24 protein-coding genes are annotated in these 17,750 nt (G+C 57.4%); 2 read left to right on the forward strand and 22 right to left on the reverse strand.

From position 1 onward, the window contains the following. Nucleotides 1–76 precede the first annotated feature (76 nt). Nucleotides 77–1,066: a LysR family transcriptional regulator gene (locus C2U68_RS05420; protein WP_260839226.1), complete on the forward strand. Its 990-nt coding sequence runs from the start codon at nucleotides 77–79 to the stop codon at nucleotides 1,064–1,066. A 66-nt stretch (nucleotides 1,067–1,132) separates the two neighbouring features. Here the strand turns inward: C2U68_RS05420 and hypD are convergent, their stop codons facing one another. From hypD to C2U68_RS05515, 19 genes are all read right to left on the reverse strand, one after another. Then, entirely contained in the window at nucleotides 1,133–2,242 is a 1,110-nt protein-coding gene (hypD, locus tag C2U68_RS05425) for a hydrogenase formation protein HypD (protein WP_140911500.1), read from the reverse strand. Then, on the reverse strand, nucleotides 2,242–2,466 hold the full coding sequence (locus C2U68_RS05430; protein WP_140911501.1) for a HypC/HybG/HupF family hydrogenase formation chaperone: 225 nt from the start codon (nucleotides 2,464–2,466) through the stop codon (nucleotides 2,242–2,244). Before C2U68_RS05430 ends, hypD begins: the two co-directional genes overlap by 1 nt. 21 nt (nucleotides 2,467–2,487) lie before the next feature. Beyond that, nucleotides 2,488–2,781 (reverse strand): type II toxin-antitoxin system RelE/ParE family toxin, encoded by a 294-nt coding sequence (locus C2U68_RS05435; protein ID WP_140911502.1) that lies wholly within the window; start codon nucleotides 2,779–2,781, stop codon nucleotides 2,488–2,490. Further along, nucleotides 2,778–2,990, reverse strand: a complete 213-nt coding sequence (locus C2U68_RS05440) for an addiction module protein (RefSeq protein WP_140911503.1) — start codon at nucleotides 2,988–2,990, stop codon at nucleotides 2,778–2,780. Before C2U68_RS05440 ends, C2U68_RS05435 begins: the two co-directional genes overlap by 4 nt. A gap of 63 nt (nucleotides 2,991–3,053) precedes the next feature. Then, on the reverse strand, nucleotides 3,054–3,902 hold the full coding sequence (gene hypB, locus C2U68_RS05445) for a hydrogenase nickel incorporation protein HypB (RefSeq protein ID WP_140911504.1): 849 nt from the start codon (nucleotides 3,900–3,902) through the stop codon (nucleotides 3,054–3,056). After that, nucleotides 3,902–4,243 (reverse strand): hydrogenase maturation nickel metallochaperone HypA, encoded by a 342-nt coding sequence (gene hypA, locus C2U68_RS05450; RefSeq protein WP_140911505.1) that lies wholly within the window; start codon nucleotides 4,241–4,243, stop codon nucleotides 3,902–3,904. The genes hypB and hypA overlap by 1 nt, the downstream gene beginning before the upstream one ends. 40 nt (nucleotides 4,244–4,283) lie before the next feature. Then, nucleotides 4,284–5,435, reverse strand: coding sequence for a nickel-dependent hydrogenase large subunit (locus C2U68_RS05455; protein ID WP_140911506.1), 1,152 nt, complete (start codon nucleotides 5,433–5,435; stop codon nucleotides 4,284–4,286). Further along, nucleotides 5,436–5,897, reverse strand: a complete 462-nt coding sequence (hybE, locus tag C2U68_RS05460; protein ID WP_140911507.1) for a [NiFe]-hydrogenase assembly chaperone HybE — start codon at nucleotides 5,895–5,897, stop codon at nucleotides 5,436–5,438. A 2-nt stretch (nucleotides 5,898–5,899) separates the two neighbouring features. Beyond that, nucleotides 5,900–6,121, reverse strand: coding sequence for a rubredoxin (locus C2U68_RS05465; protein WP_140911508.1), 222 nt, complete (start codon nucleotides 6,119–6,121; stop codon nucleotides 5,900–5,902). Beyond that, nucleotides 6,118–6,960: a hydrogenase expression/formation protein gene (locus C2U68_RS05470; RefSeq protein ID WP_140911509.1), complete on the reverse strand. Its 843-nt coding sequence runs from the start codon at nucleotides 6,958–6,960 to the stop codon at nucleotides 6,118–6,120. The genes C2U68_RS05465 and C2U68_RS05470 overlap by 4 nt, the downstream gene beginning before the upstream one ends. Nucleotides 6,961–7,325: 365 nt before the next feature. Then, nucleotides 7,326–8,780, reverse strand: coding sequence for an ATP-dependent nuclease (locus C2U68_RS05475; RefSeq protein WP_140911510.1), 1,455 nt, complete (start codon nucleotides 8,778–8,780; stop codon nucleotides 7,326–7,328). A 569-nt stretch (nucleotides 8,781–9,349) separates the two neighbouring features. After that, nucleotides 9,350–9,574: an addiction module protein gene (locus C2U68_RS05480; RefSeq protein WP_140911511.1), complete on the reverse strand. Its 225-nt coding sequence runs from the start codon at nucleotides 9,572–9,574 to the stop codon at nucleotides 9,350–9,352. 225 nt (nucleotides 9,575–9,799) lie between these two features. Then, complete coding sequence (locus C2U68_RS05485) at nucleotides 9,800–10,216, reverse strand: hydrogenase (RefSeq protein ID WP_140911512.1); 417 nt, start codon at nucleotides 10,214–10,216, stop codon at nucleotides 9,800–9,802. Further along, nucleotides 10,213–10,509, reverse strand: coding sequence for a HypC/HybG/HupF family hydrogenase formation chaperone (hypC, locus tag C2U68_RS05490; RefSeq protein ID WP_140911513.1), 297 nt, complete (start codon nucleotides 10,507–10,509; stop codon nucleotides 10,213–10,215). Before hypC ends, C2U68_RS05485 begins: the two co-directional genes overlap by 4 nt. Beyond that, a complete protein-coding gene (locus C2U68_RS05495) occupies nucleotides 10,509–11,195 on the reverse strand; it encodes a HyaD/HybD family hydrogenase maturation endopeptidase (RefSeq protein ID WP_140911514.1) in 687 nt (228 codons plus the stop codon). Before C2U68_RS05495 ends, hypC begins: the two co-directional genes overlap by 1 nt. Then, on the reverse strand, nucleotides 11,192–11,884 hold the full coding sequence (cybH, locus tag C2U68_RS05500; RefSeq protein WP_140911515.1) for a Ni/Fe-hydrogenase, b-type cytochrome subunit: 693 nt from the start codon (nucleotides 11,882–11,884) through the stop codon (nucleotides 11,192–11,194). Before cybH ends, C2U68_RS05495 begins: the two co-directional genes overlap by 4 nt. Further along, complete coding sequence (locus tag C2U68_RS05505; RefSeq protein WP_140911516.1) at nucleotides 11,881–12,084, reverse strand: hypothetical protein; 204 nt, start codon at nucleotides 12,082–12,084, stop codon at nucleotides 11,881–11,883. The genes cybH and C2U68_RS05505 overlap by 4 nt, the downstream gene beginning before the upstream one ends. A 52-nt stretch (nucleotides 12,085–12,136) precedes the next feature. After that, nucleotides 12,137–13,933: a nickel-dependent hydrogenase large subunit gene (locus C2U68_RS05510; RefSeq protein WP_140911517.1), complete on the reverse strand. Its 1,797-nt coding sequence runs from the start codon at nucleotides 13,931–13,933 to the stop codon at nucleotides 12,137–12,139. Between the two features lie 2 nt (nucleotides 13,934–13,935). Further along, the gene (locus tag C2U68_RS05515) at nucleotides 13,936–15,021 is read right to left on the reverse strand and encodes a hydrogenase small subunit (RefSeq protein ID WP_313901401.1); all 1,086 of its coding nucleotides are present in this window, start codon (nucleotides 15,019–15,021) and stop codon (nucleotides 13,936–13,938) included. A gap of 307 nt (nucleotides 15,022–15,328) precedes the next feature. On the opposite strand from C2U68_RS05515, the gene C2U68_RS05520 reads away from it, so the two are divergent. Further along, nucleotides 15,329–15,754, forward strand: a complete 426-nt coding sequence (locus tag C2U68_RS05520) for a hypothetical protein (protein ID WP_140911518.1) — start codon at nucleotides 15,329–15,331, stop codon at nucleotides 15,752–15,754. Nucleotides 15,755–15,814: 60 nt separating this feature from the next. On the opposite strand, the gene C2U68_RS05525 is transcribed toward C2U68_RS05520, so the two are convergent. The 3 genes from C2U68_RS05525 to C2U68_RS05535 form a co-directional block, all read right to left on the reverse strand. Beyond that, nucleotides 15,815–16,144, reverse strand: coding sequence for a hypothetical protein (locus tag C2U68_RS05525; RefSeq protein ID WP_140911519.1), 330 nt, complete (start codon nucleotides 16,142–16,144; stop codon nucleotides 15,815–15,817). 122 nt (nucleotides 16,145–16,266) lie between these two features. Next, nucleotides 16,267–17,046, reverse strand: coding sequence for a general secretion pathway protein GspB (locus C2U68_RS05530; RefSeq protein WP_140911520.1), 780 nt, complete (start codon nucleotides 17,044–17,046; stop codon nucleotides 16,267–16,269). Nucleotides 17,047–17,056: 10 nt separating this feature from the next. Further along, the coding region (locus tag C2U68_RS05535) for a peptidoglycan-binding protein (RefSeq protein ID WP_186289505.1) at nucleotides 17,057–17,750 on the reverse strand (694 nt) is incomplete at its 5' end.

The following is a 17,750-nucleotide window of genomic DNA, read 5'->3' on the forward strand; positions in this document are numbered from 1 at the left end:
GCTGCCCCCCTGCCGCGACGGCACGGCCGCAGGTTAGGAAAGTGGCTTGGACACGGTTTCTATCGCGGATGACGGTATGCATGACGATCTCCTGAGCAAGGGTAAGTGCGTGACCATGCTAGCAATCGGCCATCAATTCATCCAATATATGTATTTAATACAAACGTTCTCTTTTATTAATGAAAAAATGGCTGCGCTGAATTATCACCACTTGCGTTATTTCTGGATGATCGCTAACGAAAGCAACCTGACCCGCGCCGCCGAACGGCTGCATGTGTCGCAGTCGGCGCTGAGCATCCAGTTGCGACAACTTGAGGAATCGCTGGGGCAAAAACTATTCGAACGGGAAGGCAAGCGCCTGCAATTGACCGAAGCCGGCCGGATCGCGCTGGATTATGCCAACTCGATTTTCCGGGCCGGCGACGAGTTGATCAGCCTGATGCACGGCCGCTCCGCCGGCGAACGCCAACTGTTGCGGATCGGTGCGGTATCGACCCTGTCGCGTAATTTCCAGTTGGAACTGGTGCGCAGCTGGGTGCAACGCAGCGATGTCGAACTGGTGCTGCATTCCGGCAACCTGCGCGAATTGCTGCTGCAAATGCATGCGCACACGCTGGATCTGGTGCTGTCCAACCGGCCGGCACCGCGCGACGCCCAGGCCAACTGGCACTGCCATCTGCTGGACGAACAACCGGTCAGCCTGGTCGGCAAACCCGATGCCGAGGCCGCGCCGTTTCGCTTCCCGGAGGATTTGAACGGCAGGCCGCTACTGTTGCCCAGCATCGAAAGCGAGATTCGCGGCGCCTTCGATTTTTTGCTGGAGCAAGCTGGGGTGCGGCCTGTCGTGGTGGCGGAGGTGGACGATATGGCAATGTTGCGCTTGCTGGCGCGCGAATCCGGCCATTTGACTCTGGTGCCGCCGGTGGTGGTGCTGGACGAGTTGCGCCAGGGCCTGTTGGTGGAACATTACCGGATCGCCGACATTCGCGAACGCTTTTACGCGATTACGCCCAGCCGGCAATTTCCGAATGCATTGTTGAAAGAGTTGTTGACGAATTCGGCCTGAACTTTAACCGCTGCGCCCAAGGTCAGGGCAGCATCGGCCGAACGCCAGTCGCCGCTCTTGCCGGGCTCAGCCGTTTCTGACCCGGCCATAACTCCAATAGGCCGCGCAAGCGCCTTCCGACGACACCATGCACGAGCCCATCGGGTTTTCCGGAGTGCAGACGGTTCCCAATAATTTGCAATCCTGCGGCTTTTTAGCGCCACGCAGGATGGCCGGGCATTCGCAGCCTTTGACATCGCTGGCCTGGATCGCCGGCATCGCAAAGCGGCGTTCGGCGTCGAATTCGGCATAGTCCGGTTTGATGCGCAACGCGCTGTTGGCGATCAAGCCGAGGCCGCGCCACTCGAACTGCGGGCGCAATTCCAACACCTCGTCGACCAAGGCTTGAGCTTTTAAATTGCCGTCGCGGGTGACGGCGCGGCTGTATTCGTTTTCGACCTGGTGCCGGCCTGCATTGAGTTGGCGGATCAGCATCAGAGCCGACTGCATCACGTCCAGCGGCTCGAAGCCGGCGATGACGATGGGTTTGGCATGCTGCTCGGCGAAGGTTTCGTAGGGCCGGCTGCCGATCACGCTGCTGACGTGGGACGGACCGAGAAAGCCGTCGATTTGCACCGGTTCCGGCGCATCCAAAATGGCTTGCATCGCCGCCGGGGTCAGTACGTGGTTGCAGAATACGCTGAAATTTTTCAATCCTTCGGCCTGCGCTTGCTTGACGGCAACGGCGGTGGGCGGTGTTGTAGTCTCGAAACCGATCGCGAAAAACACCACTTGGCGGTCGGGGTTGTCGCGGGCGATATTCAGCGCATCTTGAGTCGAGTAAACCATGCGGATGTCGCCGCCGGCGGCTTTGGCTTTAATCAGGCTGTTGCGGCCAGTCGCAGGAACCCGCATCAAATCTGCGTAGGTGCAGAGAATGACATCATGCTGCTCGACCAGTTGGATCGCGTTGTCGATGCGTCCGGTCGGCAGCACGCACACCGGGCAACCGGGACCGTGGATGAATTCGACGTTGGCCGGCATCAGATCCTGCACGCCGTAACGGAAAATGGCATGGGTATGGCCGCCGCAAAACTCCATCAGCCGATAATGGCGGTCAGGATCGACGCTGTGCGCAATCGCGCCGGCCAGTTGTTGGGCGAGGTCGCGCTGACGGAATTCGTCGATATATTTCATCAGGCAATCAAACCGGCTTCGGCAAACAAGGCCAGGGTTTTCAGGGCTTCGTCTTCATCGATTTTGTTCAAGGCATAACCGACGTGGACCAGCACATAGTCCCCGACGTGCACATCGTCGACCAGCGCCAGCGACACCTCGACTTGCACGCCGTCCACCGATACGGTGGCCATGTCGCCGGCGGCTGCGATTTCAACAATTTGGGCAGGTAGGGCTAGGCACATAGAACATTCCTAATATTTATTTTAGCCAATCCGAGGTAGCCAATAATCCGGTTTTCGATGCAAATGAGCTACGGCAACAACGATAATCGATTGACGGTCGATGCCGTACAAAACACCATAAGGAAAACGTTTTATCAGGCAGCGGCGAATATCGGTATCGATTAAAACGTATGAGGTAGGGAAGGCTGTGATACGGCGAATCGCTGCATCGAATTCAGACAAAAATTGTTTCCCCAATCCGGATTGTTGTTGCTCGTACCACTGATAAGCCTGGTCCAGTTCAGTTTCGGCGGCGGCGAGAAACTCGACGTTCATTTATATTTTTGCATGACCGCCTCATAACTGACGGTAGACATTTTGCCGTCTTTATACGCCTGCCATCTTTTTTGAGCTTCATCGCGCCAAACCGCATCGATTTGGGGATCGGGCGTATCCAGATCTGCCAGTAACATTTCCGCCAGTTGCAGTTTCTCCAGCGGCATCAGTTGACTAATTTGTTGATAAATTTCTTGAGTCGTCGACATTTAACAGCTCCAATAAATCAGCGATGACAGCTATCGTATGCGCTTGACTGCAAGCAACGCAAACTACGCATAGCCAATCCCCTGCAACGCCAGTTCCGCCCGCAGCCATTGCAGCCAATTGTCCATGCCCTCGCCGGTTTTGGCCGACAGTTGCAGCACCCGGATTTTGGGATTGACCTGCTTGGCGTACCGGAGGCATTGCTCGACTTCGAAATCCAGATGCGGCAGCAGGTCGGTTTTGTTCAGAATCATCAAATCGGCGGCATGGAACATGTCCGGGTATTTGATCGGCTTGTCCTCGCCTTCGGTGACCGACAGGATCACCACCTTGTGCGCCTCGCCCAAGTCAAAGGCCGACGGGCAGACCAGGTTACCGACGTTTTCGATGAACAGCAGGCTTCTTTCCGGCAGGTTCAGGCTTTCCAGGGCGTGGCCGACCCGGTGCGCGTCCAGATGGCAGCCCTTGCCGGTGTTGATCTGCACGGCCGGCACGCCGGTGGCGCGGATGCGGTCGGCGTCGCGGGCGGTTTGCTGGTCGCCTTCGATCACTGCGATGCTCAACTCATCTTTCAAACGCAGAATGGTTTCGGTCAGCAGCGTGGTTTTGCCGGAGCCCGGACTGGACACCAGGTTTAAGGCCAGGATGCTGCGCTCGCCGAAATAGCGCCGGTTGTCGCCGGCATAACGGTTATTGGCGGACAAAATATCCTGTTCGATCTGCACCATCCGCGCCGGCGTCAGGCCGGGCGCATGTGCGTGTTCCGGGCCATGGCTGTGTTCGTGGTGATGGTGGTGCTGGCTATGACTGTGGGCATGCCCATGGTGATGTTCGTGCCCGTCGCCATGTTGATGATCGTGATCGTGTTCATGCGAGTGGTTCAGGCCCTCGCCGCAGCCGCAGACGCCGCACATTACTCTACCTCCAGTTCTTTGATTCGCATTTGGTCGCCGCCGACGATTTGCAGTTGATGGCTGCCGCAGCGCGGGCACACATCGTACAACTGGCTGACGCCGACATTTTCCCCGCACGGCAAACACCAGGCCACGCCGGGCAAGGCAATGATCTCCAACCGGGCGCCGTCCGCCAACGAACCGCGCATCACCGCATCGAAGCAAAACCGCATTGCCTCCGGCTCGACGCCGGCCAAGGCGCCGATTTCCAGCCAGACCGTTTTCACCCGGCCGAAGCCCTGGGTTTGGGCTTCGCGTTCGATGATGTGCAAAACGCCTTCGCACAACGACATTTCATGCATAGGGTTTCCATCCGTCCTGTTTCGGAGCCGTTTCAGGCCGTTAAGTTTCGTCCAATGCCAAACGATACGGCACGCAGGGATCGATCGCCTGTAGCCACCATGCCGCCTGCCGGCGTAAATTCTCCGGGTCCAGCGCCGTCAGTGCGCGCAAACCCTGCGCCAACACCGCGCCGGGCCGGCAATTCCATTCGGTCGGGGCGATCACCCGATAATCGACCACTCTGCCGGCCGTAAATTCGACCCGATGCATCAATAAACCGCGCGCGGCTTCGACTCGGGCCAGCCCGCCTGCGTTCGCGCCGAAGGCACTGGCCATCTGCGGCGGCGGCTCGCCCGCGGCAACATAATCCACCAATTTCGCCACTTCCGTTAACACCGCAACGAAGCGTGCCAACAAGCCGTTACCGTAGCGGGCCAGCAATTCGGCCAGTAGCGGATGACGGCGTTGCCGGCTTAACGGCGTCGATTCGCAACAGACACCCTGCCAATCCGGCTCCCGGCCGAACCGATCCAAATCGCGCGCCGCCAAATACTCGAACCAATCGCCGCTTGCCAGCTCCGGTAGCCAGGCCGGCTCGGTGCTCCCCAGCGCAAGCCAGTCCCAGCGGTACAACGCGCCGATTGCGGCAGCGGCGATGCAATCTTGCCCGACCAGCCAAGCCAGCAAATCCGCTTCGCTGGCAAGCTGGCGCCAGCCGGTCAGATTCTCGCCGAAAACCGCTTGGTCCAGCAAAGTGAGCAGTTCGGCGCGAATGCGGTCGACAGCGAACCGATTGCCCGGCAACCCGCTTGCGGCATTCACCGCTTCAGCGTCGTCAAGCAAAGCAGACTTATATTGTCGGTCCAACGCCATCAGCGCCGCCAACGCGGCTTTATCCGGCGGTCGGCCGACCAAAGCCGGCCAGTCCAGCAAGATGCGCCAACAATGCTCGCGCAGACTCTCCAGTACCACCACCATTCGCAGATCGGAGTCCGCCTTGGTTTCGGCGCCAAGGCCCAGCGCCGCCCGGCAAGCCAAAGAGGCCGCCAAGCTCTGGGCATTGCCGCAGAGGGTAAAAACCAGCGGCACGGTCGCCAGCACTTGCTCGGCGGTTTTTCCCAACAACACTTTTGCCGCGTCCGGCCGAGTCGAAACAATGCGCGGCGACCGGCCGGCGCCTAGTTCGATACGCAACTCGCCGGCCAGCGTCAATCAAGTGCCTCGCAAATTGCCGCGCAACAAATCGCGGCGGCTGACGTTACGCAGCGCCGGCCCGGCCAACACGCCGTTCAGGGCTGCTTCCGCCGCGGTAATCGCCGCCGCTTGGTCGGCAAACTGTAACATCGGCGAAAACAGCGAACATTGGCCGTAGCGCCCCAAAGCCGGTTCCGCCGCCAGCGTAAATTCGAAACTGCCGTAGGGCAGCTCGCGCGAGAACTTGGCTCCCAGCGGCAATTGCTGCCAAGCGCTGTCCGGCCCCGGAAACACCAGTAAATTCATGGACCACGGCGTCACCAAGACCCCAAGCCAGTCGTCGCCGGCACAGCGAAACGGCAAAGCCTGCACCGACAACGCCGGATTCAGCAGCGGTACATCCTGCATCCGATCCGCCAGGATCGCATTGAACGCCCGTTCCAATCCCTGTTGGATTTCGCAACCAGTGCGCCAGTGCACGCTCAGTCCTCAAGCAATAGAAAACCTTGCTTCGGCGCGCCGCATTCCGGGCAGCACCAATAATCCGGCAACGCGGCAAACGGCGTTGTCGGCGGAATTTGGCTCGATGGATCACCGGCAACCGGGTCGTACACATGCCAGCAAATCTTGCATTCCAATTTGGCGTCGGCCGGCAAGCGCGACGCGTCGCCGCCGTAAGCGCCGGCAAAAAAGCCTTCGCTCATGCATAGACCGCCACTATTTCCTGCAAGCGCTGGGCGCTGTCGGCAATGTCTTCCGCCGACGCACAGGCCACGCTGGGCATGTCGCTGACTTCCAGCGTACTTAAAATCAACGTGTCCTGCGAATTGAAATACTGCACCCACCAGACGTTCCGCGTCGCCGTGGCGCCGATCCGGCAGTTGCCGTAACCGCGCGACAAAATCGTCGTGGGGCCTCTGCCCAGGCGTTGCTCCAGCAGCGCCAAGTCCTGCTCGGTTTGCGGCAACAAGCTCAAGTTGATCACGTGCGGCTCGACGCCGGGCCGGTATTCGGCAATCTTGGCGTTCAATTCGGCCAGCAGCGGCAGCGCATTCATCACCCCTTCCGGCAAATCGTCGATGACCGTATCGATGCGGTCCGCGGCACCGGCGAAAGCGTTGTCGGTTAGCGCCTTCGGCATCACGCCGACCTCCAGAGCATCGGCGATCAAGCGGTTTTGTCCGTCCAGACGCTGCACCCGCCAGACGCCGGCCAGCACCGATTCCTGTATCCGCCAACCGTCGCCGCCCAGTGCGCTGACTTCGCCCTCGCCGAGCAATTCGTCGATAAAGCGGCGGTTGGCATCGTCCAACTCGATCAACTCAATGGGCCCGCCGGTCTGTGGGTAATGTTGCAGGTCTTGTAACAATTGGTCCGCTATCGTCTTGGCGGCGGCCAGCGCCGGGCTAGTCAAATTGGCCGAAAGCTGCGGCATCCGATAGGTCGCCATTTCTTCCGGCATCGTCAAATAGTCCAGCTCGGCGCCGTCTGCCTCGGCGGGTTGGGAGCCTTGGCCGAAAATTGGGAGGGGTATGCTGGTCATGTTTCGGTTTTCTGTTGAATTAAACTGTTGGCTGGATGAGCGAAGCGTCTCCGGCATTGGGTTGTTGGTTTATTTGGTGCAGCTATCGCGAGGATGTTTTTAGATGTCGGTTCTCGGACCGACAGCCGAGTAACTTTTCTTTGTTTGGCTAAAGAAAAGTCACCAAAAGAAAAGCCACCCGGTATTCCGCCAATTTCCTGTGCTTCTCGCTTTTGGCGAGGGTTTTCGGAAGGGGCTTCCTGCCCCTCCGAAAACTAGCGGCATCCCTGCCGCTCCCCTACCGGGCTATTCTCGCCAAAAGCTGCGATGCTCAGGGCGGAATAACGGGATCAATCCATCCTGAAATTAAAGCTCAAAATTACATTCTAGGAGACTATTTCCCGTTCAATGTTAGCAATAAGATCATTAAACTCATCTCCTATTGCCGAAATATATTTATCTATCGCTACTGTCCTTATTACACTCTCTTCTGTTTCGGCTTCAATAGCCAGATATTTTGCAAAGTGGTGATGATTCGTAATATCATCCTTTTTAAGAATCCATACGACATCTAATCCATACTTATTCTTAAGGAGTTTTTGTACTTCAGAATTATTGAATACTGCTTTCTCTGGGGGCTCACTACCTGGAAATGAATAAAGTGCGTTTTGTGGAGCAGAACCGACGTCCGCATCTCTAACAGCAATAGCTTTTTTACCAGTTTTTTTGAGAACATTTACTGCCTCTCGGACAGCATCTTTATCACCAATATCATGAATCCTGACCGCCTTGAGCAACTCCTTTTTTTTGACTCGTATTATTTCTGTCAATAAAACTTTTGCAAAAACATCCTCAACACATATATCTAGCTCTCTAACGTATCCTGATGACAGTATAGATCGCACCTGAGTTGAAGATATTTTATTCCTGATCTCGACACCTGATTCATCTCGAAGCAGTAGTTTTCTGGCTTCAGGCGGAAGCGCATTAATTATCACACTTGAATGTGTTGAAAGAATTATTTGGTGATGTCGTCTATCACATACATCAAGCAAATATTTCGCGAACTGGTATTGAGCACTTTCGTGAAGAGATGTTTCGGGCTCTTCAAGAATAAAAAGACTATGTTGTGGCGAGGTTTCTAATTTATCAACAGTGTACAGAATTCGACCTTCACCAAATCCCATATTGTTTTCAGAATACGAATACCCCAGTCTTGATGCAATACCAACCTCTGATTCTTTGCCTTTATGCGAAACACCTTGAAACGTCACATCGTTATAATCATGGCCTATAATTCTGGCCATTTTATTTATTACTTCCTCATCAATTTCCCGCTTCTCTGTAAATTGAAGAGCAGCCCCGCCATAGACGCTTAAGTCTCGACGCTCAACTTTCGGTATGTACACAGTAAAACCAATGTAATAACAATGCCGCTCTGGTTGCCTTTTATAATCTGACCATGCAGAGTTTTTCCGTGAAAGAGTTACTTCCTGCGGCTTTTTGTAATCGTTTGTTTCATAGTGATAAATTACTTTTGCATCGTCTGATATTGGCTTTGGATCAGCTGGAGAAACGGGAAAAAAATCTTTTATGTACTGTCTTTTGTAATCCATCGAAGTAGATGGCTTCTTATAAGCACAAATTGCCAATTGACCCAGCGTGCTTTTTCCCGCGCCATTTAACCCTGAAATTGCTGTTATTGGGAAGTCAATTTCAAAATCAAGTGTGTTTATTCCTCTAAAGCCGTGAATGAAAACTTTACGTAAACAAGGTCCAAAGTTTGAATAACGATTTTTTTCAGAGTACTTTACATGTAGCTTCTTGGCTATATCCGTCATTACTATTCCTTGATTTAACTGAGCGTTCGTTAGATAACACTTTACGACGTAAAGCGCATTAATCGCAAACGACGCGCCTCCTAACGTCCGCATCATCCTACAACATAATCGCAACTCTAACTTACAACATCATGTAACTACCTTTTTAGTGCGAAGGGGTTATTCTCGTTATTCCGCCCCGAGCATCGCAGCTTTTGGTGAGAATAGCCCGCAGGGGAGCGGCAGGGATGCCGCTCGTTTTCGGAGGGCCAAGGATGGCCCTTCCGAAAACCCTCGCCAAAAGCGAGAAGCGCAGGATTAAGGCGGAATGCCGGGTGGCCTTTTCTTTGAATACTTTCTTTTGGCCACGCACAAATTCGTCAGGAACGAATTTGAACAGCCGATAGGCTGGTCCGAAGGGCGAAAACCAGGGATGGTTTTCGTAGCGAAAGTATTTCGGCCGTCGGGCCGAGACCCGACTTCAAAACACCCGTCGCGACTGCGACACATTTACTCAACAAAACGCTGAAGCTAGAGCTTCCAAGACAACGGTTCCCAACCTGGAGGTTGGGAACCAGAAAACTCGTAGCTCACTTCAACAATGCACGGGCTTTCTCGGCAACTACCTTGCCGGAAATTGATTGGACTTTGCCCGAGTCGAAATCAGCCACGCGCCGCGCCGACTCCTCGCCCCATAACCGCTCAAAATCAGCCTCAGAAACTTCCTCAAGGCTCAATAACAAACGCTGCGCCAAAGCGGCCCGGTCTTGAAGCGGTAAGGAAAATATTTCGGCTTCCAGTTGTGCGAGATTCATTTCTATACTCCCGAAAAGTATAACAACATGCCACCCCGTATCGGCGCAGCGTTCTTAGTATACGTCCAAGCACAACCCCGTCGCGATAGCGACACCAAATTGTTAAAGAGCTAAGCCACGTGCCGGAAACGCTGGGCTTATTCCGGCCTGCAGGCTTCGAAATGTTGGGTTACGCTCTAAAGAGCTTTTATGCCCCTGGGTAAACCCAACCGACACATTTTTAAATCAGGCATGCCCACCGCAAACCTTATCCAAATCAAACCCCGGCGGTTGGCTGGGCTCGGCGGCTAAAATCAGGGCAATTTCCCGGCCGTATTCCGGCCAGTCGCGCAAGCCGGTGATGGCGCCCAGGTATTCGCCTTTGCGCAGAAAGACCAGGGTCGGCCAGCCGGTGAAGCGGTAGCGGGCTTGCAGTTCGCGTTCTATGCTGCGGTCGACCAGCGCGCCTTGCAGCAAGCCGCGAAAAGCTTTTAGCAATTCGGGCAGGATCACGACCAAGTCGGCACTTTCCGGGAACGTCGCCGGGTCGCCGGCAAAGCACAGCACCACATCGGCGTTGCCGTAAACGAAGTTGTCGTAATTGTCGGCGGTCAGAAGCGGCAGGCCGTGGCGGCTGTGCAGTTGGGCGATCAATTCGCTCATGACCGTAAAAACTCCGGCAATTCGGGTTCGCGCTCGACCAGGTCGGCGAACAGGTGGTCGAAGTTGGTGTGGCCCTGCATCGCCAGCCGCATCGCTTCCAGAGCGTCGCCGATTTGCCGGGCTTTGTCGGCGCTGATGACTTCCCGGGCGGTGTCCAGAAACACCAGTAACCAGACGCCGGGTTGTTGTTCACCAACCAGCATGGTGTCGATACGGCTGTGTTGGCCGCGGTATTCGCACAAGGCCGACTCGGCGCCAGCCTCGACCACCCGCATCGGTATGCCGATACACATCAGTATTTCCCCCGGTAGTCGACATCGATAGGCAGCGCGTCGGTCAGCGGTTGCGGCGGTCGGACCTCGAACGCGGCCGAACGGACCACGCGCTCGTCTCCCAGCCGGCAAGCGCTGTCGGCGTCGGGGCGTTCGGTTTCGTAACGGCCGATATTCAGGATCGGATCGGCCAGCTCGACTTCGGTTGCCAGCGGTTCGGCCGTCACGCCGCAATCGGCCAGATAAGCCAACGCCAGTTCGATGGCCGGCTGGATTTGCGCTTTGACCTTGGACGTTAAACTGCCACCGTAGTCCTCGAGTTCTTCCGGCTGGACGCCGATCAGCAACAGACTTTCCGGATAAGCACCGAGCATTTGCGCCATCGCCAGCACCTCCTGAAAACCGGTCTGGTGCAGGCTCATTTTCTTGGCACCCAGAAAGTTAGGCACATCGGCGTTTTCGACCCGTTTTAAAGTACCCGGCGCCAAACCGTAATCGACCGCATCGAACACCACCAGCACCTCGGCGTTTTGCACGTGTTCGATCAGATAGACGCCCTGAGTACCGCCGTCGACAACCTGTACCTGATCCGGGAACCGGTAGTGTTTTTGCAGATGCTCGATAACACGCACGCCAAAGCCTTCGTCGGCCCAGAGCAGGTTGCCGATGCCGAGCAGCAGAATACGTTTTCGTCCCGCACCGCTCATTCTGCGTCGTCAATCGGCTCGTTGTTTTTAAACGTGCGCCAGCCGGTCGCTATCGTCGACAGCATACTTTGCCCTGACAATTTCTCTTCGCGCACGGCGACGTAGACGTGGATCAGCACGAAACAGACGATGAACCACATCACCAAATGGTGCCAGGTTTGCACGGTTTGACTGTCACCGAACGCCGCCAACACCCAACTGGTGAACAGCGCGAATTGCCAGCTTTGCTGGCCGGCGCCTTCGCCGTACAGGGCCAGACCGGTGACGATCATGAACAGCAAACCCCAGACGAACAGATGCATCGCCAGAATCGCCAGCGGGTTATGGCCGATATAGTGCCGCGGGGCTTTGGCTATGAAAGCGTACCAGCGCAGCTCGTGCCAGACCCCGTCCCAGAAATGGGCTTTCCAGACCGGCGGCATGAAGATTTGCCGGGCATGTTCGTTGCCGGCGTAGGCCCAATAAATCCGGCCGACAAAGCCGACCGCCAGGATATAACCGGCAGCGAAATGGGCGAAGCGGATGTAGCCCATCAAGAAGTGTGCCGATGCTTCGCCGGCCGTTGACGCCAAAGGCTCGGCGATCAGGTAACCGGTCAAGGCCAGGACCACGATAGCCAATGCATTAATCCCATGCCAGAGTCTGACCGGCAGTTCGTAAACGTAGACCGCAGAGGCCGGTGCGCTCATTGCGGCCGCCCTCCGCGACGGGCGAACAGGGCCAGTCCGGCAATCACCGTCAATCCCAGCGCATACAAATAGGGCTGGCTGGCGCTGTCCATCGCCAAGTGTTCGAGCCGATGCGAGACGCTATCCAGATCGGGCCGGTTATGGGCTTGGGCCGCGCTTACCACCGAGCTCAAAACCATCGCTAACAGAAATTTGTTCATCGTATTCTCCGTGCTGGGCGGCGGGATACGGAGCCGCCGGGAATTAGTGGGTCTACCGTACTTTGACGCGCGTCAGTTCCTGGCCGTCCGGACTCATGACGTGGGTCGAACAGGCCAGACACGGATCGAAACTGTGCAAGGTGCGCAAAATCTCGACCGGTTCTTCCGGACGCTCGACTTTGGTATTCATCAACGAAGCCTCGAACGCGCCGATGTTGCCTTGCTCGTCGCGCGGCGAGCCGTTCCAGGTGGTCGGTACCACGCACTGGTAGTTGGCAATCTTGGTATTCTCGATTTTCAGCCAATGGCCCAACGCGCCGCGCGGGGCTTCGGTGAAACCCACTCCCTTGACGCTACTCGGCCAGGTATCCGGGTCCCAGCGCTCGACGTTGGCGGTAGCCAGATCGCCGGCCTTGACGTTGGCGATCAGCTTGTCCATGAAGTAACGCATCTTGCCTGCGGCCCATTGCGCTTCCAAACCGCGGGCGGCGGTGCGGCCCAGCGTCGAGAACAGCGCGCTGACCGGCACGTCCAGGGTTTTCAAGACAAAATTGATTTGCTCGCTGATCTCCTTATTGCCTTGAGCGTAACCGATTACATAGCGGGCCAGCGGACCGACTTCCATCGCATGGCCGTTCCAGCGCGGTGCCTTAATCCAGGAATATTTGGCCGATTCGTCCAGCTCCTGGATGTGGGTGCGATCGCCTTTGGTTTTAGCGCCGATTTTGTAGTTCGGTTCGGTGACGCCGTCCCACGGATGCAGGCCAACCGCTTCGTCGGCGTACTTGTACCAGGAGTGCGGCACGAATTCCTGAATCTGCTTGGGATCGGTCAGATCGACTTCGTAGACCTTGCTCAGGTCGCCGTTGATGATCGCGCCGCGCGGCATCAGCAGATTGGCGGCCGAGTAGTCGTTGGCCTTATCCGGAATGTCGCCGTAGGACAGCATGCTGGCGCCGGCCAAGCCGCCGCCGTAGAGCCAGCCCTTGTAGAACTGGGCGATGGCCAGCAAGTCCGGAATGTAGACTTGGTCGATAAAGGTGATGGTGCGGTCGATGATCGACGAAATCAGGTTCAAGCGCTCCATGTTGACCGCGCCGACCGCGCCGACGCCGTCGATATTGATCGCGCACGGCACGCCGCCGACCAGCCAGTTCGGATGCGGGTCCTTGCCGCCGAAGATGGTGCGGATTTTCATGATGTCTTTTTGAAAATCCAAGGCTTCCAGATAGTGAGTGACCGCCAGCAAATCGGCTTCCGGCGGCAACAAATAGGCCGGGTTACTCCAGTAACCGTTTTTAAACGGGCCGAGCTGGCCGGATTCGACGAATTTTTTCAGCCGGTTTTGGGTGTCGCGGAAGTAGCCCGGCGAGGATTTGGGATTGCTCGGCGAAATCTGTTGCTGCAACGCCGAGACCGCGACCGGATCGGCTTTCAGCGCGTTGACCGGGTTGACCCAATCCAGCGCGTGCAGATGATAGAAGTGCACCAAGTGATCGTGGGCCTGCAAACTCAATTGCATGATGTTGCGGATCGAGTTGGCGTTTTCCGGAATTTTGATTTTCAACGCATCCTCGACCGCGCGCACCGAGGTCAAGGCGTGGGTACCGGTGCAAACGCCGCAGATGCGCTGGACGAAGGCCCAGGCGTCGCGCGGGTCGCGGCCTTTCAAAATCACTTCCAGACCGCGCCACATGGTGCCGCTGGACACCGCGTTGCGGATGATATTTTCCTCGTCGATATTGACTTCGCAACGCATATGGCCTTCGATCCGGGTGACCGGATCGACCACCACGCGGCGGCCGGCGTCGTTCAGATGAAAACCGTTGGGGGTAGCAGTGACGGTCATGATTATTCGGCTCCGGGTTGTTTATCGGCTTGTTTGGCGCGGTTCAAGGCAGTCAGACCAGCATGAGCGGCGACGCCGGCGGTGACGATGCCGGCGGCGGTACCGCCGACCACGTCGGCATTGGCTTCGATACCGAACTGGTTGATGCCGGTCAGGCGGTCGTAGAAACTGCCCTTATCCCAGAACCCGTCCTCGGAACAGCCGATACAGCCGTGGCCGGACTGGATCGGAAACGACGTGCCTTCGTTCCATTTCACGGTGGAGCAGGCGTTGTAAGTGGTCGGTCCTTTGCAGCCCATTTTGTACAGACAGTGACCCATCCGCGCCGCCTCGTCGTCCCATTGTTCGACGAACTGGCCGGCGTCGAAATGCGGCCTTCTATAGCATTTGTCGTGGATGCGCTGGCTGTAAAACATCTGCGGCCGGCCTTGTTTGTCCAAGGTCGGCAGTTTGTCGAAAGTCAGCAAATACGCCACCACCGCGGTCATGACTTCGGCGATCGGCGGGCAACCGGGGACTTTGATGATGGGTTTATTGGCCAGGCCCGGCACTTTGTGGACCGGCGTGGCGCGGGTCGGATTGGGCTTGGCGGCCTGCACGCAACCCCAGGAGGCGCAGGAACCCCAGGAAATGATGGCCTTGCAGCTTTCGGCGGCGTATTTGAGTTGCTCGACAAACGGCTTGCCGCCGATGATGCAGTACATGCCGTCCTCGGCCAGCGGCGGATTGCCTTCCACGGCCAGGATGTAATTGCCTTTGTATTTTTCGACGATCTCGTCAACGATGGCTTCGGCCTGATGGCCGGCGGATGCCATGATGGTGTCGTCGTAGTCCAGGGACAACATCGACAGAATCACGTCTTTAGCCAGCGGATGGCCGGAACGGATGAAGGATTCGGAACAGCAGGTACACTCCAGACCATGCAGCCACAACACCGGAATCCGCGGCTTGGTTTCCATCGCATGGGCGATTTTCGGCGCGAAGGCCGGGCTCAAACCCAGCGAGGCGGCGGTCAGGCTGCAAAACTTCAAGAAGCTGCGGCGGGTGATGCCCTGCCGGCGCATCACATCGTAAAAGGTTTCGATCATGGACACTCCCGGCACGGCGCAACCCGGAGTCATGTGCGGCCCAGTCGCGCGTGTTTATGCCGTTACTCAGTTTATTATTATGGAGACGGCAGCGCCGCCTCGGCCCGCAGAGAAACAGCAACATCCATGCCGACGTATCGGCCCGACCAAAACCCTGTGAATCGTAAGAAAATATGCCGCGGCCGCGCCGTGTGCGTGTCGGCTATGTTACAAACTCGACAATAACCGCAACGATTTGCCGCAAAACAAACAAAACCGACCGCGACCCGCTTGCGGATAAAGCGGCCGAACATGACAGGAGAGTTTTATGACGACGCGGATTTTGATACTGACCTTCATCGCCTTGATCGGCAGCCAGGCGGCACGGGCCGACTGGGACCCGGAATTGGAAGCCAAAGCAACCGCCGAGCGGGCCAGGCAACAGCAAGCGCAAAAAATGCCGGATGCTGCCAAGGCGGAGCCGGAGGTGATGGACGACAAACGCAAAGCGTTGGGCGTGGCGGCGCAGGGCAAGACAGACGCCGAAGTCGACCGGCTCTACCAAGCCCAAATCCGGCAAAACCAGCAAGAAGCCGAACGATTATCGGCGGAAGCCCGCGCGGTATTGAGCAGCGGTCAGGGCGCCGCGGCGGTGAAGCAAATCACCGGTAAAACCTTGCAGGAATTGGAAAACATGTCCGACGCCGAAGCCGAAGCGCTGGCGCAAGAGCTGGAGAAAAAATACGGCCAATAAAGCGCGGAGCGTCAACCGGCGCTGCCAATATTGCGGCGCCGCAGCCTTGCAGCGCGACAGCTATTCGCCGTCGATTTCTTGCTCCAATAAGGTCCGCAGGCCGGCCGGCATTTCCAGGGTCTCCATGTCCCAGCCTTCCAGTTCCAAGACGTCTTTCAGGCACTGCTCCATGATCCGGTGCGCTTGCTCGCTGGCTTCGGCGATGCGGGCGTGGACCTTGGTTTGCACCTCGCTCCGGCTGCGGTCGGCGCAATTGGCCTGGTAATCGAACAGGTGACGCAAACTGTCGATCTGTACGCCGACCTGGGATGGGCAGGAACACAAATACAGGATGGATTGGATGTTGATGCGTTGCAGTTGAGCTTTGCTAAATTGGGTTTCCAGTTTCATACGGAGGGCTCTGGTATCGGTATTGTTATAGTTATCTAAGCGCCACTCCTGGCTAGAATCCGCCGGCCCGTTCCGTCACGGCTCGGCCGGCATAGGCTATCAAGGCCACCGCCGCTTAGCAATCACTGCCGCTTGATTTTAAACAGGTGGCCGCCGTAGTTGACGACGATGCCGTCTTCCATGATCTGTTTCAACTCCAGCCGGTCTTTGATCATCTGGCCGGGCACGTATTTGACCATATCGATCATGACGAAGCGTTCGGCCGGGACCGGCGAATAACTGTAGACATTGATCGGCAAGGCGGGCAAGGACTGGCGTACGTCCGCCGGCAGGTCTTCCAGCGCCTGCAACGCGGGTTTAGCCGGCAGCGGGGCCGCCGCTGGGACCGGCTCGGTAACTGTCTCGCGGATTGGCGGGGCGGCCTGGGCGGCAGGGCTGGGGACGCCAGGCTCCGGCAACGGCTTGGCGGCAACGACCGGATCGGGCGGCGGCTGAACTGCAGCCGGTTTGACCGGCTCGAGCGGCGGCTTCTTGGCCTCGACCGGTTTAACGGCCGCAGCCGTAGCGGCAACATGGGCCGGCTCCGGCTTGGCCTTGGGCGTAGGCTTCGCCGGCAACGGCAGCCGGTCGGCCGGGTCGGGCCGGTTCGACTCCGCCAGTGGCTGCGGCGGCAACTGAATCGACGTGGCAGGCGGCGGGGTGTCGTGCGCGGTCATCCGCGGTGCGATGCCGAGAAAATAGGCCAGAATTGCCGCGTTGACCGCCAATAATGCCGCGATGATTTTGGCCGCCGCTTGCCGCTCCGGCGCCTGTTGCAGCACGATTCGGCTGGCAACCGTATCCGGTTGGCTGGCTTGCCGCTCCCGTTCCGATTTGCGCAATGCGTTCAGGATGTAAGACATGTCTAAAACCCTAGTGCCGGCCGGCCTGCAAATGTGGCGAATCGGCGGCGCCGGTTAAATTATCGAGTTCGATCAAAGTTTTGGCGCCGGCGACACCGTCGGCAGCCAAACCCTGTCGGCGCTGAAATTGGATCACCTGCTGTTTTAGCGTCACATCGAAAGAATCGGGCGCGGTCTCGGCCGGCGGCAAAACCATGACTTGCCCCAACTTCTCGCGCAACCACAATACCTCGGCCGACTTCTGCCCCACGCCAATATCGGCGGCGCCAGGGCGCGGTGAACGCCACAATAACAGATAATTCCCGCCCCAAGCCGCCAGCACATCGGCCAATGGAAAATGCATCGTAGCGCCGGACTGGACCAAGGCCTGGTCTTGCTCGACGCCTTGAATCGGCAAGAAGCGCTTGCGGCCCTGGGTGTCGACAAACTCCAGCAGGACCGGCCGATCCAGACCGAGGACATCCTTCCAATTGCCTTTGCCGGCCAGACAATGCAGCCCTGATACCGCCACCAGCTGATGGCAGTCAGTCAACCCCTCGGCCGGCAGAGACACGCCCCAAACTCGCAACAATTCGCCCAGTGCGGCCTCGAACGCCGGTGCCGAGTGCTCCAGCCAATCGCGGAATGCCGGACTTTCCGGTTGGGCGGCAAGCGGTTGCGGCGCAGCAGCTGCTGGAATAGCTAACGGTTTTACCGGCGGTATC

It is taken from the genome of Methylomonas koyamae (assembly GCF_006483455.1).
GTDB lineage: Bacteria > Pseudomonadota > Gammaproteobacteria > Methylococcales > Methylomonadaceae > Methylomonas > Methylomonas koyamae_B.